Annotated in this window: 15 protein-coding genes; 6 read left to right on the top strand and 9 right to left on the bottom strand. The window is 68.9% G+C overall.

Annotated features, from left to right (window positions below):
• Positions 1-65: 65 nt before the first annotated feature.
• From LDL49_RS03105 to LDL49_RS03090, 4 genes are read right to left on the bottom strand one after another with little or no spacing between them, the layout of a single operon-like run.
• Positions 66-440: a nitrile hydratase accessory protein gene (locus LDL49_RS03105; RefSeq protein ID WP_225289324.1), complete on the bottom strand. Its 375-nt coding sequence runs from the start codon at positions 438-440 to the stop codon at positions 66-68.
• Entirely contained in the window at positions 437-1024 is a 588-nt protein-coding gene (gene nthA, locus LDL49_RS03100; protein WP_225289323.1) for a nitrile hydratase subunit alpha, read from the bottom strand. Before nthA ends, LDL49_RS03105 begins: the two co-directional genes overlap by 4 nt.
• A complete protein-coding gene (gene nthB / locus LDL49_RS03095) occupies positions 1021-1686 on the bottom strand; it encodes a nitrile hydratase subunit beta (RefSeq protein WP_225289322.1) in 666 nt (221 codons plus the stop codon). The genes nthA and nthB overlap by 4 nt, the downstream gene beginning before the upstream one ends.
• 45 nt (positions 1687-1731) lie before the next feature.
• Entirely contained in the window at positions 1732-2202 is a 471-nt protein-coding gene (locus LDL49_RS03090) for an allene oxide cyclase barrel-like domain-containing protein (protein WP_225289321.1), read from the bottom strand.
• A 218-nt stretch (positions 2203-2420) separates the two neighbouring features.
• Here LDL49_RS03090 and LDL49_RS03085 point away from each other — a divergent pair, with 218 nt between their 5' ends.
• Positions 2421-4526: an acyl-CoA dehydrogenase family protein gene (locus LDL49_RS03085; RefSeq protein ID WP_225289320.1), complete on the top strand. Its 2106-nt coding sequence runs from the start codon at positions 2421-2423 to the stop codon at positions 4524-4526.
• Here LDL49_RS03085 and LDL49_RS03080 read toward each other — a convergent pair.
• On the bottom strand, positions 4523-5203 hold the full coding sequence (locus LDL49_RS03080) for a class F sortase (RefSeq protein ID WP_225289319.1): 681 nt from the start codon (positions 5201-5203) through the stop codon (positions 4523-4525). The genes LDL49_RS03085 and LDL49_RS03080 overlap by 4 nt on opposite strands.
• A 36-nt stretch (positions 5204-5239) precedes the next feature.
• The gene (locus LDL49_RS03075; protein ID WP_225289318.1) at positions 5240-5737 is read right to left on the bottom strand and encodes a hypothetical protein; all 498 of its coding nucleotides are present in this window, start codon (positions 5735-5737) and stop codon (positions 5240-5242) included.
• 311 nt (positions 5738-6048) lie between these two features.
• Between LDL49_RS03075 and LDL49_RS03070 the strand changes: the two genes are divergently transcribed.
• A complete protein-coding gene (locus LDL49_RS03070) occupies positions 6049-6537 on the top strand; it encodes a hypothetical protein (protein WP_225289317.1) in 489 nt (162 codons plus the stop codon).
• The gene (locus LDL49_RS03065; protein ID WP_225289316.1) at positions 6512-7363 is read left to right on the top strand and encodes an alpha/beta fold hydrolase; all 852 of its coding nucleotides are present in this window, start codon (positions 6512-6514) and stop codon (positions 7361-7363) included. Before LDL49_RS03070 ends, LDL49_RS03065 begins: the two co-directional genes overlap by 26 nt.
• A gap of 47 nt (positions 7364-7410) precedes the next feature.
• Here LDL49_RS03065 and ligD read toward each other — a convergent pair whose 3' ends face one another.
• The gene (ligD, locus tag LDL49_RS03060; protein WP_225289315.1) at positions 7411-8418 is read right to left on the bottom strand and encodes a non-homologous end-joining DNA ligase; all 1008 of its coding nucleotides are present in this window, start codon (positions 8416-8418) and stop codon (positions 7411-7413) included.
• 450 nt (positions 8419-8868) lie between these two features.
• Here ligD and folP point away from each other — a divergent pair, with 450 nt between their 5' ends.
• Together folP and msrB are read left to right on the top strand one after the other, a co-directional pair.
• Positions 8869-9927, top strand: coding sequence for a dihydropteroate synthase (gene folP, locus LDL49_RS03055; RefSeq protein WP_225289314.1), 1059 nt, complete (start codon positions 8869-8871; stop codon positions 9925-9927).
• Positions 9928-10564: 637 nt separating this feature from the next.
• Positions 10565-10966, top strand: a complete 402-nt coding sequence (gene msrB / locus LDL49_RS03050; protein WP_225289313.1) for a peptide-methionine (R)-S-oxide reductase MsrB — start codon at positions 10565-10567, stop codon at positions 10964-10966.
• A 254-nt stretch (positions 10967-11220) separates the two neighbouring features.
• On the opposite strand, the gene LDL49_RS03045 is transcribed toward msrB, so the two are convergent.
• A complete protein-coding gene (locus LDL49_RS03045; protein WP_225289312.1) occupies positions 11221-12045 on the bottom strand; it encodes a patatin-like phospholipase family protein in 825 nt (274 codons plus the stop codon).
• 433 nt (positions 12046-12478) lie between these two features.
• Complete coding sequence (locus LDL49_RS03040; protein ID WP_225289311.1) at positions 12479-13141, bottom strand: hypothetical protein; 663 nt, start codon at positions 13139-13141, stop codon at positions 12479-12481.
• 100 nt (positions 13142-13241) lie between these two features.
• On the opposite strand from LDL49_RS03040, the gene LDL49_RS03035 reads away from it, so the two are divergent.
• Entirely contained in the window at positions 13242-13382 is a 141-nt protein-coding gene (locus tag LDL49_RS03035) for a hypothetical protein (protein ID WP_225289310.1), read from the top strand.
• Positions 13383-13567 lie beyond the last annotated feature (185 nt).

The following is a 13567-nucleotide window of genomic DNA, read 5'->3' as shown; positions in this document are numbered from 1 at the left end:
TTTGGCAGGGCGAGTTGGGTGCGCCTCGTAATCCCCGTTTGGTTTGCGCAGCACGTCAGGGCGGGTCACCGTGGGTGCGGGTGGTCGTGGCCTGGGGGGCGTCGGGCCAGGGTTCGTGTGCGGGCGGTGACCTCGTCCGCGGACACGGTGCCTTGGCCGACGAGCACGTCCTGCAGGGCGTCCAGCCAGTGCTGGTAGTAGTTCCAGTTCTCGTCCTTGACCGGAGCGCTCTCCCAGGCCGAGATGCGGGCGATCAGGGCCGCCCGGAACTGCGGCCAGGTGAACACGCCCGCCTCGGACAGGGTGACGGCCATGCCGAAGGCGCGGCTCTGCCACGGCTCGACGAACACCAGCTCGCCGTTGGAGCGGGGCGGTGCGGCCGGCCCCTCGGCGTCCAGCGGGGCGGTCGTGGCGCTTTGACCTTCGAGCGGGGTGGTCATGGCGCCTTGACCTTGGCCACGCCGACCATCGCGTCCCGGGTCACCAGCGGCACGAGCTGTTCCTCCGGCAGGTGCTCGGTGCCGGCCGGCCGTTCGGGCAGCACCAGCCAGCGCACTTCGCTGGTGGAGTCGCGGACGGTGATCCGTACGTCGTCGGCGAGCTCGAGCCCCATCTCCGACAGCACCGTACGCGGCTCTTTGACCATGCGCGCCCGATAGGCCGGGTCCTTGTACCAGCTCGGCGGCAGGCCCAGCACAGGCCACGGGTAACACGAGCACAGCGTGCAGACCACCACGTTGTGGGTGGTCGCGGTGTTCTCCACCACGACGATGTGCTCGCCCTGCGAACCCGAAAAGCCCAGCTCCTTGATGGCCGCGGTGCCGTCCTCGAGCAGCCGTCGCCGGTACTGGGGGTCGGTCCACGCCCTGGCGACGACCTTGGCGCCGTTGAGCGGGCCCACATTGGTCTCGTAATTGGTGATGATCCCGTCCATCACCTTCGGGTCGATCAGGCCCCGCTCGGTGAGCAGTTGCTCGAGCGCCTCGGTACGCAGCGCCGCGGGGAGAGGTCCGCCGGTGGTCATGAGAGTGCCTCCAGGTAGCTCTCGTACAGCTCCGCGGTGACCCCGAAGGGTTCGGTGTCGGCCCCCCACAACTCCCGGGAGTCGAACCGCACCGAATAGACGTACTGCGGGTTCTCGCCCAGGAAGTGCGCGTTGGTGTCCGGCAGCAGCGCGGCGGGCTGGATGAGGTCGACAACGCCGGTATGTCCCCGGACGTATCCCGGCAATCTGGTGTGCCCGGGCGGTGACATGTCCTTGGCGCGTACCCGCTCGCCGACGGCGAAGGCCGGCGGGACGTCTACGGAGCGCAGCGAGCCCGCAGCGGTCGGCGCGTAGTCGGGCCGTGCGGGTTCGGAGATCGGCGGTTCCGCGACGTGTTCGCCGCGCAGGTTGCGGGCGCGGGCGTCGATCGCGGTCGGTGCGAGGATGGCGCTGTCGGTGAGCATCAGCTCCGCGGCGTTGAGCCAGCGGCCGAAGTATCCGTCGTCGAGGTAGGCGGCTCGGTCCAGGCGCTCCTGCGCATGCCGGAAGGCGTCCACGTTCCGCCCGGACACCCGGATGGACAGCAGCGTCAGCGCGAACGCCCGGCCCTGCCAGGGCTTCTGGAAGACCGGTTCATCGCCTCTCGGCGGATGAGTGGGGCCCCAGCCGCCGGTACCCCCCATATCGGCGATCCCATCCATGAAATCCCCCTATATTCCTACATAGCGGTACATATACCCACGCGGTCAGTGGGTGATGTGGAAGGTGAGTCGCCTTTCGGTCTCTCCGGCGGGGACGGTGTGGACGTAGCCGTGGGCCGTGCTGTAGGCGCCCGCGCCGCCGGTGATGGGGATGTCGATCGCGGGAGCGGGGGGCAGGTGGAGCAGGGCCTGTCCGGCGATCTGCCCGCGGGGCAGCGCGAAGGTGCCCACGCACTGGAGCTGGCCGGGGTCGAGATGGACGTAGACGCAGACGACGCTGTGGTCGCCGATCTTCTTGCCGTCCTGGTACAGGTCTTCGGCGATGATGCGCTCGTCACCCAGCCCGAGCCCCTTCTCGCCCAGGTCGAGGGATTGGGACTGGGTCTGCTTGGCGACCAACTGGATGATTTCGGTGCGCTGGTGAGCGTCTTGCACGCTGTCGCTGAGGACCGATGCCAGCGGGGTGGCGGCGAGGGCGGCGGCTGCGCCCAGGTAGCGTATGTTGATCTTGCGCATGGTGCGTCTCCTGACGCTGTTTCTCAGTGGATTCCTTCGGCGGCTTGTGATCATTTGGTCAGCGGCCGGTTGAGCGATTCGCCCCTCGAACGACAGCCGTACCCGCGCACAGCCGTCGTTCACCGTCGGCGCGGCCGGCGTAGCATGACGCCGACTGTGCGTGATCTGTTGCCTCTGACCTCTGGAGATCGACACACCGGGCTTCTAGATTCGGTCGCATGGGGATCGGGCTGACCGAGGAACACCGGGCGCTGGCCGCCTCCGTACGCGGGCAGGCCGAGCGGGACACGAGCCACCGGGCGCTGGCCGAGCAGGGTGTGCTCGGGCTGCACCTGCCCGAGGCGTACGGCGGTCAGGGCTACGGGCTGCTGGAGCTGGCCGTCGCGCTGGAGGCGCTCGGCGAGCGGCGCGTGCCCGGCGCCTACCTGCCGACCGTGCTCGCCTCGGCGGTGCTCGCGCGGTCCCCCGGGCCGAAGGACCTGCTCGGCGGCCTCGCCGACGGGTCGCTCAGCGCGGCGGTCGCCCTGCACGGTACGGCCGGCGGCGACGCGCTGCTCGCGCTGGGCTCCCCCGACGCCGACGTCTTCCTGCTGCCGGTCGGGGACGGGGAGTGGTCGCTGTTCGAGTGGGAGGACGTCACCGCCGAGCCGTTCGAGAGCGTGGACCTCGACCGGGCGGTGTGCTCGATCGTGGGGTTCTCCGGGACGCGGAAGCGGCCGCTCGGCGTCGTACCGGTGCGCGAGGTGGCCGCCGTGCTGCTGGGCGCGGACTCGTGCGGGGTGGCGGCGTGGGCCGTGGCGACGGCCGCCGAGTATGCCAAGGTGCGGGAGCAGTTCGGGCGGCCGATCGGGCAGTTCCAGGGGGTCAAGCACCGGGTGGCGGCGGCGCTGGTGGCACTGGAGCAGGCACGCGCCGCCGTCTGGGACGCGGCCAGGGCACTGGACGAGGCGATCCCCGCCGCGCCGACCCTCGGCCGCAAGCGGGTGACGAGCGGACCGGCCGCGAGTCGTACGCGGCCGTGGATGGTTGACGATGAGGCGCGGCTGACGGTCGGGGTCGCGGCGGTGCTGGCGCCCGATGCGGCCGTACGGTGCGCCGCCGACGCGATCCAGGTCCTCGGCGGCATCGGCTACACCTACGAGCACGACGCACATCGCTACTACCGCCGAGCCCTGTCCGACCGGATGCTGGCCAACGATCCGGGCGTGTGGGCCGAGAAGGTGGCCGAGCTGGCCGCCGCGGGGGTGCGGCGGCGCATGGAACCCGACCTGCCTGAGGAGGCGGCGAAGGTACGCGACACGATCTGGGCCGAGGCGGCGTCCCTGCGGGCGTTGGAGCGGGAAGCCAGGCTGGGGAGGTTCGCCCGGGAAGGGTGGATCATGCCCTACCTCCCGAAGCCGTGGGGCCGGGCGGCGTCGCCGTTGGAGCAGGTGATCATCCACCAGGAGTTCCGCGACCTCGGCCGGCCGAACCTCGGGATAGCGGCGTGGGCCGTGCCGTCCATCGTCAAGTACGGCACTCCCGAGCAGGCCGAACGCTTCCTGCCCAGGACGCTCACCGGCGAGATCGTGTGGTGCCAGCTCTTCAGCGAGCCGGGCGCGGGCTCCGACCTGGCGGGCCTGTCGACGAAGGCGACCCGGGTGGAGGGCGGCTGGTCTCTGACGGGTCAGAAGATCTGGACATCACTCGCCCAGTACGCACATTTCGGTATTTGTCTGGCGAGGACCTCCCCCTCGAAACCCAAGCATGAGGGCATCACTTACTTCCTGGTGGACATGGCCACACCGGGCATCACCATCAGGCCGCTCAAGGAGATCAACGGCGAGGAGATCTTCAACGAGGTGTTCCTGGACGACGTGTTCGTCCCCGATGACCTGGTGGTCGGCGAGGTCGACGGCGGCTGGCGAGTGGCCCGCGACACGCTTTCGCACGAACGGGTCGCGCTCGGCGACTCCTGGGGTCCCGGCTCCCAGCACACCGACATGATCGAACTCGTCGGCAGGCTGCCCGACCTCCGCCAGTCCCAGCGCGAACAGGCGGGCCACCTCTGGGCGGAGGGCCAGGCCATCTCGGCGCTCGGCCTGCGCGTGACGCTGTCCCAGCTCTCGGGGACAGACTCGGGTACGGCCTCCAGCGTGCGCAAACTCCTCGGCATGCGCCACGCCCAGGCCGTCTCCGAATACTGCTGGTCGCTCGACCCGTCGAACGCCCGCTGGTCACGGACGATCCTGACCACCAGGGCGTTCACCATCGGCGGCGGCACCGCCGAGGTCCAGCTGAACATCATCGCCGAACGCGCCCTGGGCCTACCCCGCGACCCCTAGCCCTTGGGATAGTACGGCGCCGCCAGGTGGGCGAACACGATGGTGTTGTCCCGATAGCTGTGCGCCTGCCGGTCAAAGGTCCCCCCGCAGGTCACCAGCCGCAGCCCCGGATAGTCGATCTTCCCGTACACCTTCTTGGTGGGGAAGCTCTTCTTCGGCGTGTGCTCGACCCGGTCCACCACGAACACGGCCACGGACCGATCGGCCCGCAGCACCTGCACCTGCTCGCCGCGCCTGACGCTCTTGAGTCTCGCGAACACGGCCGGGCCGCTCTTCGTGTCGAGATGACCGGTGATCACGGCGGCGCCGCGCCCGCCGGGGACGGCGCCGTAGCGGTACCAGCCGGCGAGGTTCGGCGGGTCGAAGGGCGGGTTCTGGATCGCCCCGGCGGCGTCGAGGCCGAGCTCCATCAGCGGCGCCGACACGCCGATCGAGGGGATGTAGACGGCGGTCGGCCGCGCGGCCTTCATCGGCTTGGCGACCTTGTCGAGCGGCACGTCCACGTCCAGCGACGGCAGGCTCGTGGCCTTGAGCGAATGGGGCACCTGGGGCCCGGCAGCCGCCACGGACTCGGACTCACCGTCACCGAGCATGCCGCTGATCCCGAACCCGATCAGCAGCACCCCGGCCAGCGACACCACACCCGCTCCGGCCCAGATCAGCTTCGAGCCAGCCACCGTCTCACCGCCCCGTTTCCCATGCCAACGGCCGCTTCAGCGTTGGACGGCCTGAGCCATCCCCTCCGCGTCCGTGTCGTCCTTGCCGCGCCGCACGGCGTACCCGGTCAGCCCGGCCCCGGCCAGCAGCGCGGCGCCGCCCGCCGCGAACGGCCACACCGGCGGCTCAGGAACCAGGCCGCCGGCGCCCGTCTCGGGATGGCCCTGCGGCATCCGGTGCTCTTCTTCGTCCGCCGGCTTCCACGGCCGGTCGGGCTCCTTCGAGGGCTCCGGCTCACCGGGCGGCGGCGACCATGAGTCGTCCGCCGCGGGCGCGCTGGACCAGCTGTCGAGCGGGTTGGGGATGGGCAGGTCGGGCACCGCGAGCGACGGCTGGACCTCGCACGGCAGGATGGGCAGCAGGCAGGTGGCACCCGCGTTCGGCTCGTCCTGCGTGGTGGCCGAAGCGGTCCCGATGCCCGCCATCATGCTCACGCCCCCGACCACGAAGGCCGCCAAGGCTCCGGCGGCTGCGAGACGTCGCGCTCTTGTCATAACAAGGCTCCCGAATCGGTTGTCACGCCCCGAGATAGAAAGAGAGCCTCGCGAACTATTAGACCAAGAGTCAAGTAATGTGACCGAAGTGAAATCAGTCACTTACTCTGAGTTTTCTCCCACCCTGCAAACCGCAGGAGAGACCTACAGGCAGTGACCGCAGTCCGAACGGGACCATGACCGCGCCCACCGCGCACGTACCCGACCTCCGGAGGACAGGCGGCCACTCATATCCGCCGGGCCAGCGAGCGGAAGCGGCTTCGCGATTGATACTTGACACACGATAGCAAGTACTTGCTATCGTGCGTCAAGTGAGTACGAGCGAACACGTCGCGTTGGCTGGTGAGCTGGTCAGACTGATCGAGCGGCGGATCGTTGATCCGTTGGAGATCTTGTTCGGCTCGGACGAACAGGTGGATCCGGTCAGGAGTCGATTGCGGATCGAGGCCGAGGTGTGGGCCGCGCAATTGCTGGGACCGGACGACAGGCTCGCGGTTCATATGGCAGCGCGGCTGATCGCTGCGGTCTTCCCCGGAGACAGTCCGTTCGATCCACCCGACGAGTGGTGGCGCACGGCCTTTGGCCGGACGGTGGCCAGACGTGTGGGCCACCCGGGCAAGACCGCGGTGCCGTTCGCCACGGCGGGGGCGATGCTCGGCATCACCCGACAGGGCGTTCACGACCTCGTCAAACGCGCGAAGCTCGACCGGCATCCCGACGGCGGGGTGACCACAGAATCCATACACGAACGACTGAACCAACCTCAGGAGCGTTATGCCGCACGACGTGATCATCACTGAACACGAAATCCCCCTCGCCGCGCGGGACTTAGGCGGGGACGGCGAACCCGTGCTTCTTCTCCACGGGCTCGGCGGCACCCTGGAAGCCTGGGACGCCCTGGAATTCGGAGACCACCGGGCCGCGGCCATGGATCTGCGGGGCCACGGCCTGTCCGGCGATGGGCCGTGGGAGTGGGAAAGAGTTCTGGACGACCTCGAGGTCGTCGTGCGGCGTTTCGACCTCGGCAACCCGGCAATAGTCGGGCACTCGCTGGGCGGAATGCTCGCCGTACTGTGGGCCCGGCGCCATCCCGAATGCCCGGGCATCGTCAACCTGGACGGACTGCGATCCGCCGAGAACGACCCGGACAACTATCCGGGGATGGATCCGGCCGCAAGGGACCAGGAACTGGCGAAACTCAAGGCCATGTTCGACGCGCAGGCCGCGAACATGGGCCGGCCGCTACCCGCCGAGTTCCAGGCGATGTTCCCCAAGAGGGCTCTCACCGAGAAGGACGGGAACACCTACGCCCGGCCCAGCGCGGAACTCCTCGAAGCGGTGCGATACACGCCGGAGTTCCGCGACGCGATTCCGCTGCTGCGTCAGGTCACCTGTTCCGCGCTGGTGGTGATCCCGACCCAGGATCCGCCGGGGCTGTCGGGCGGGGAATTGATGGAAGCGTTCAGAAGAGGGGTGCGCCGCGACCTCGCCGACGTGCCCTCCAATATTCAGGTCAAAGAGCTGGACGCCAGCCACAACATGCTCGTCGAGCAGCCGAAGGCGGTCGCCACGCTAGTAACAGACTTCCTCACGGCGGATAGTCCCGGCAGCGCGTCGCCAGCGTGAATCCGTAGGCCTCCGGGGACGGCCGCCGCCTCGGGGTCGTCGGCAGATCAGTCTTGCTCGCTGTCCCTGGCCTTGCTGGGCTGCACACGCTTGGGCTCGCCGGGCATCTTCGGGTAGTTCGGGGGATAGGGCATGTCGCCGCGTTCGTCGCTTTCGTAGCGGTCGAGCAGGGCCTCGATCGAGTACGTCTGGTCGTCGATGGCGGCGTGGACGTCGCCCAGCTTGGCGAAGCGGGCCGGGACCGTGCGGATGTCGAAGTCGCGCGGGTCTGCGTCCGCCAGCTCGTCCCAGGTGAGCGGGGTGGAGACGGTGGCGTCCGGCCTGGCCCTGACGGAGTAGGCACTGGCTATGGTGCGGTCGCGGGCGTTCTGGTTGAAGTCGATGAAGACCCGCTCACCGCGTTCCTCCTTCCACCAGGCGGTCGTGACCAGGCTGGGGTCCCGCGCCTCGACGGCTCTGGCCAGGGCGATGCCCGCGTACCGTACCTGGACGAAGTCCCAGCGCGGCTCGATCCGCACGGCGATGTGCACGCCGCGGTTGCCCGAGGTCTTCACGAACCCGGTCATCCCCAGCTCCTCCAGCACCTCGCGGGTCAGGAACGCGGCCTTCCGCGCGGCGTCGAACTCCAGGCCGGGCTGTGGATCGAGGTCGATGCGCAGCTCGTCGGGGTGCTCGGTGTCGGCGGCGCGCACCTGCCAGGGGTGGAAGTCGATGGTGCCGAGGTTCGCGCAGTAGGCGATGGCGGCCACCTCGGTGACGCGCAGGGAGTCGGCCTTGCGCCCGCTGGGGAACGTGACGGTCACGGTCTCGAGCCAGTCGGGATGCTTGGGCGGCATCCGCTTCTGATAGATCGCCGGGCTGTGCACCCCGTCGGGGTGGCGTTTCAGGTTGGTCGGCCGATCCTTGAGCGCCCGCAAGGCGCCGTCGCCGACGCTCACGTAGTACTCGACCAGCTCGCGCTTGGTCGCCCCAATCTCCGGGAAATACACCTTGTCGGGATTGGTGACCTTAACGGTCCGCTCCCCCACCTCAATCTCAACAAACGGTGACGCCATGCCCCCAACCTAACGCGCCGCCGCTGGAGATCGCCTGCGCGCCGTACCTCATTCTCTTGACGATCTTGTACGGCAGGCACGGTGAGCCCCACCCTCCGCGCGGGGCGGGCGCCTGTCCAGGGAAACGCTCCCCCGGTGGAGGTGGCCAGGCGCCGTGACGTGACGGCACGACCGCCCGCGTGGAACGGCGCGCGCGTACCGCGGGAGGTTGTAGCGGCGCCCAACCGCTCCACCGGAGGAGCGTGCCCCCGGAGCAGCGTCGCCCGTCCATAGGCGGTAACGACCCATCGGCGCCGTCCTGCTCAGTGGCTGGGACCCCTCGTGCGACCGGCCCCATAAGGGAAATTCGGCGATGAGGCGTGCACGTAGTTGGGCTGTCGCTCAGGGTCGATGCTGAAGTTATGGTGGTGGAGATCCACGGACGGTACCCGGCCGCGTTGGAGTACGACCGTGAGTGACGTAGCGACCGAGGCGAGCAATGAAGAAGGGATCCCAGGAGAACGCGTTCGTCGACTGGTAGGGGGCGAAGGTTCGGCTCGGGCGGCAGGCGGCGGCAAACGTAGTTTTGATTGGACTGGGATCCATCAGCTTCTTCATGGTGCTGCGCTGGATCATTCATCTCAGACGGAGTCGAACGTAATGCAGATGTACCATCCCAAGCTCATCGCACCGATACGGAGGGTGGGGAGGCGAGAATTCGATCTGGCGCGACACATAGTCGTGATGGGCATTGTGAATCGCACGCCCAACTCGGGCCTGGATCCGAATAGGTCGATGGAGCTTGGTGAGACGATCGCGACGGCGGAGCGGGCGCTACGGGATGGCGCGGAATGGCTTGACGTAGGGGGACGGGCGTTCCGCTCTGATCAGCCGCCGTTGTCGGGAGCGGAAGAGATAGACCGAGTGGTGCCCGTGATCAAGGGCATTCGGGAGAAGAGCGACGCCGTGATCAGCGTCGACACTCACCTGCCGGAGGTCGCGGAGGCGGCCTACAAAGCCGGCGCCGATGTGATCAATGACACGAACGGGCTCCGTTCGCCGGGGATGGCGAGCCTTATCGCCGAGACGGGGATGAGCGTGGTCATCACCCACAGCATCGGCGGGCCCGGGGAGGTGGTAGCGAGTCCCCAATATGGGGATGTCGTCAGCGAGGTGACGGAATTCCTTCGCCAACGGGCGGACGCCGCGATTGGACATGGCATCAGGCCGGAGAAGATTTTTATCGATCCTGGGCACGACCTGAACAAGACCACCGAGCACTCGAACGCGATAACTCGCCGCCTGGGAGAGATCGCGGCAATCGGATATCCCGTCCTCGTGGCGTGCAGTAACAAGCATTTCATTCGGGAAAGCCTCGGGGTGGCGCGAGACAGCGAAGCACTGAAGGCAGGAACGATCGCGGCGAACACGATGTGCGTTCATCAGGGCGCGCGGGTCGTGCGAGTCCATGATGTCGCGGGGAATGTCACCGCGATGAGAGCGGCGGAATCACTGCTCGGTTTGGCGTAAATCCGTGCGACGGGAGCCGAGCCGCCCACCTGATGCGTGGCCCCCCGAAGGGCGAGCGTCAAGCGAGATGAGCCGGTGACTTGGCGGACGTTTGCTGAGGTGCGCGGCCGGTGCGTGGGCTCGGCGAGTCGAGCGGGCCAACGGCACGCAGTGCGGCGCCCAGCCCGTGGGGTCTGCCAAAAGCTTTGAAAGCGAGATGACGCGGCGCTGCCCAGCTCTCCGTTCGTACCGGTCACGTTCGACCACATCTCGGTGACGCCGTACGTGCACGGCCGGCCTACGCCCAGCCCCTTGCGGCGACTCGGGCTGACCGTGCTTGCCGTAAAGAAGACCCAGTGATGTTGGTACGAGGTGGTCCGGCCCGGAGCGGGCGCGGTGGCGGGACCGGCGCTCGACGGGACGGACCAAAAGATCACTCGCCACCGTTCCGGGCGCTGGCGCGCCGCCCGGCCGGTCTCCGGATCGCCGGCGGCGCCAGCACGGGCGTGGGCTGTGCCGCGCAGGCGATCCGGCGAGTGATCTCACCTCTGGGCAGGAGGTGATGACACCCCCTTGTCGTCAAAGACGCAAATTGGCCCCAGAAGGGATGCTTCACCCAACGGAGATCTCTTTTTGCCGGATCTCGTACGCTGGAAGCATGGAAAAGGTGGTCAAGAGCGATGCCGAGTGGCGGATCCAGCTCTCTCCCGATGAGTTCCACGTGCTCAGGGAGGCGGGCACCGAGCGTCCGTTTACCGGCGAGTACGTCGATACCAAGACCGAGGGGGTCTACTCCTGCCGGGCGTGCGGGGCCGAGCTGTTCCGGTCGGACACGAAGTTCGAGTCGCACTGCGGGTGGCCGAGCTTCTTCCAGCCGTCGGACTCGGACGCGGTGCGGCTGATCGAGGACGCCAGCCACGGCATGGTGCGGACCGAGGTGCGCTGCGCGCGGTGCGACTCTCATCTGGGGCACGTCTTCCACGGCGAGGGGTACGCCACGCCCACGGACGACCGTTATTGCATCAACTCCGTGTCCTTGCGGCTCGAACCCAGCGCGTGAACGAGCGGCGACACCGCGTATCGAGCGCGTGGAGCGGGTAAGTACTCCGCTGTGAATCTTGTTCATCTTCGTCACCGCTGGCACACGATCGAGGCCATCGGCCGCATCGTGACCCAGCGGTGCGAAGTGTGCTTCAAGACCCGCACGCGCGTGCGCTAGCTCTCCCGACGACCAGGGACGAGCATGGGTTCGGTCATGTCCACGACGCGGCGAAGCGCGAGCGGTGGTGACTCATAGCGCTGCGACGCGGGCGGTCATGACCACAGCGCCGCCACGCGGGCGACGAGGGCGGCGCCCTGGGCGTAGCCGGCCTTGGCGCTGGCGCCCCGCACGGCGGGGTCGAGAGGGTCGGCGCCGACCGCCGCCACTGACGCCTCGTCGGGCTCGATCACCTCGACCTTTCCGCCCGTCACCGCGGGCTCGGAGCCGAGGTCGGGCATCGGCGCGAGGATGAGGATCCGGTCGTAGCCGGAGGCGAGGTCGGCGTTGGTCATCGAACGTATGCCGCCGTCGATGTAACGCACGCCGTCGATCGTCACCGGCGGCCAGACACCCGGGACCGCGCAACTCGCCGCGACCGCGTCGACCAGCGCAACGCCCGAGCCGGGCCCGAAGAAGGCGGCCTCGCCCGTGACCGCCTCCACGGCCACGATGACGAGGTCGCGTTCCGGCCAGGTGTGGACGGGCAGGCGCGCCTCGATCACCCGGCGGCGTTCGGGCTCCCCGACGGTGTCCGCGGCCAGGGCCAGCGCGCCGAACCTGCGCCGCTGCTCGGCCGGATCCTCCGTACTCTCGTAGACCCCCTGCATGGTCGCCCACAGCTGGTCCATGGGGACGCCGCTCGGAAGCTCCGGAGCCTGGAGGGCGGGGTTGGTCTGGCGTTCGAAGAGGTCGGGCAGCGACAGGCCGCTGGTGACCTGCGCGGCGACGGCGGATCCCGCCGAAGTGCCGATGATCTTGTCGGCGGAGGCGGCCACGTCCACTCCCCCGGCGGCCAGGCCGGCCAGCACGCCGGTGGTCCACGCGATCCCGGCGACCCCGCCGCCGCCCATCACCAGTGCCCGTTTGATCTCGCTCATATGTAGGCCCCTTGCTCGCTACCGAAGACGACGTAACCCCCAACGAGCCGCGAGCCGATCGTCTTCCTGGTAGGGACAGCGGGGTTACCACAATGGTTTCCCGGGTGGTTCGTCACGCGACCGTCTCAATGCCTGCGGCGCTCTGTGGCGGCTGGGTCCCAAAGGAGGCCTGCCCCCTACGGGGGAGCGAAAGACGACGGTCCGTCGTGGCAGAGGTCCCACGGAGGCACACCCCTCGGGGGACAGAAGGAGACGCCCGTCGCGGCAGAGGTCCCCCTTCCGGGGCGAGAAAGACGACGGTCCGTCGTAGCAGAGGTTCCCCGGGTAAGGACGCCCCTCCGAGAGAGCGGAAGCAGACGGCCGTCGCATGGAGGGACACCTCCTCCAGGCAAACGGAGGAACGGATACCCGGCGAACGTTCGTGGAGACCGCGTTAGTCGGGTTCGGGGTAGGTGACACGGCAGCTCTTGTCGGCCGGGCCGAGGATGTTGGCCAGGACCGGGTTGCCGTTCTCGCCGAACTTGGCCTGGACGAAGATGATCGGGTTCGTCTCGCCGCTCTCCCTCAAATACTGCAGGCCGCGTTCGCACAAGGTGATGGCTTGGCTGGAGTTGCCGGCCGACTCCGGGAGGTCGGTGTATAGCCGGAGATATCCGCCTATGCTGCGGATGTCCTTGAGGCGTTTGGAGGCCTTGTCGTTCGCGGGCCAGTGGGTGCGGAAGTATCCGGCCGCCTGCTGGTCGGTGTGCATCGAGGGGCCGTCCGCCTTGTAGTCGGATCCGTCGTCCCCAGTCGACAGATCTCCGGTCAACGCATCGACACTCGACGGGTTCACGGTGCCGCTGTCCTGGGGCGCTACGGCCTGAGGGTCGTCCCCTGTCACGGAGCCCGGCGTGGCGCCGGCCGGCGGAGCCTTCGAGGCCGGGGTGTCGTGTGTCGAACCGCCCGAGCGCTGGGCGCCTCCGCCCAGTGGGGTGGGGGTGACGCTCATCGGGATGCGGGTCGCGCCGCCCTCCGCGAGGGCCTGGCCGTGCTTCCCCGACCCGCTGTGGACACCCGAGTTCGTACTCCCGCGCAGGCCCGGGTCCGCGGCCACGCCCGTGTCCGCTCCTCCGCTCGCATCCGATCGGGCCGTCAGTCCACCGCCGAGCGGGCCGGCCAGCGGCCCAGCAAACGGACCGGCGAATAGGCCGTCCGTGCCCAGCAGTCCCAAGGTCGCGCCCGCCAGCACCAACGCCCCCGCCGACAACCCCAAGGCCCACGGCCGCCGAGCCTTCGTACGACGCCGCCGCCCGGCCCGCCGCGACCTCCGCGGCGAGTTTCGCGCCGACCCGTGAACGGCCGCCTGCCGCGTCCCCCCGCGACGCTCCGGGCGTCCCGGCGGAGGCACGTCGGACCGCTCCCGACGCGGCGGAGGCGCGTCGAACCACCCCCGACCCGGCAGAGGGGCATCGGACCGCTCTCGTCCCAGCGGAGGCGCGTCGAACGGCTCCCTCCGCGGCGAAGGCCCCTCCCGTCCCAG

Origin of the sequence: Nonomuraea aurantiaca (genome assembly GCF_020215705.1) — a bacterium.
GTDB classification, from domain to species: Bacteria; Actinomycetota; Actinomycetes; order Streptosporangiales; family Streptosporangiaceae; genus Nonomuraea; species Nonomuraea aurantiaca.
The sequence above is the reverse complement of the archived record's forward strand: the minus strand, read 5'-3'. Positions and strand labels throughout refer to the sequence as shown.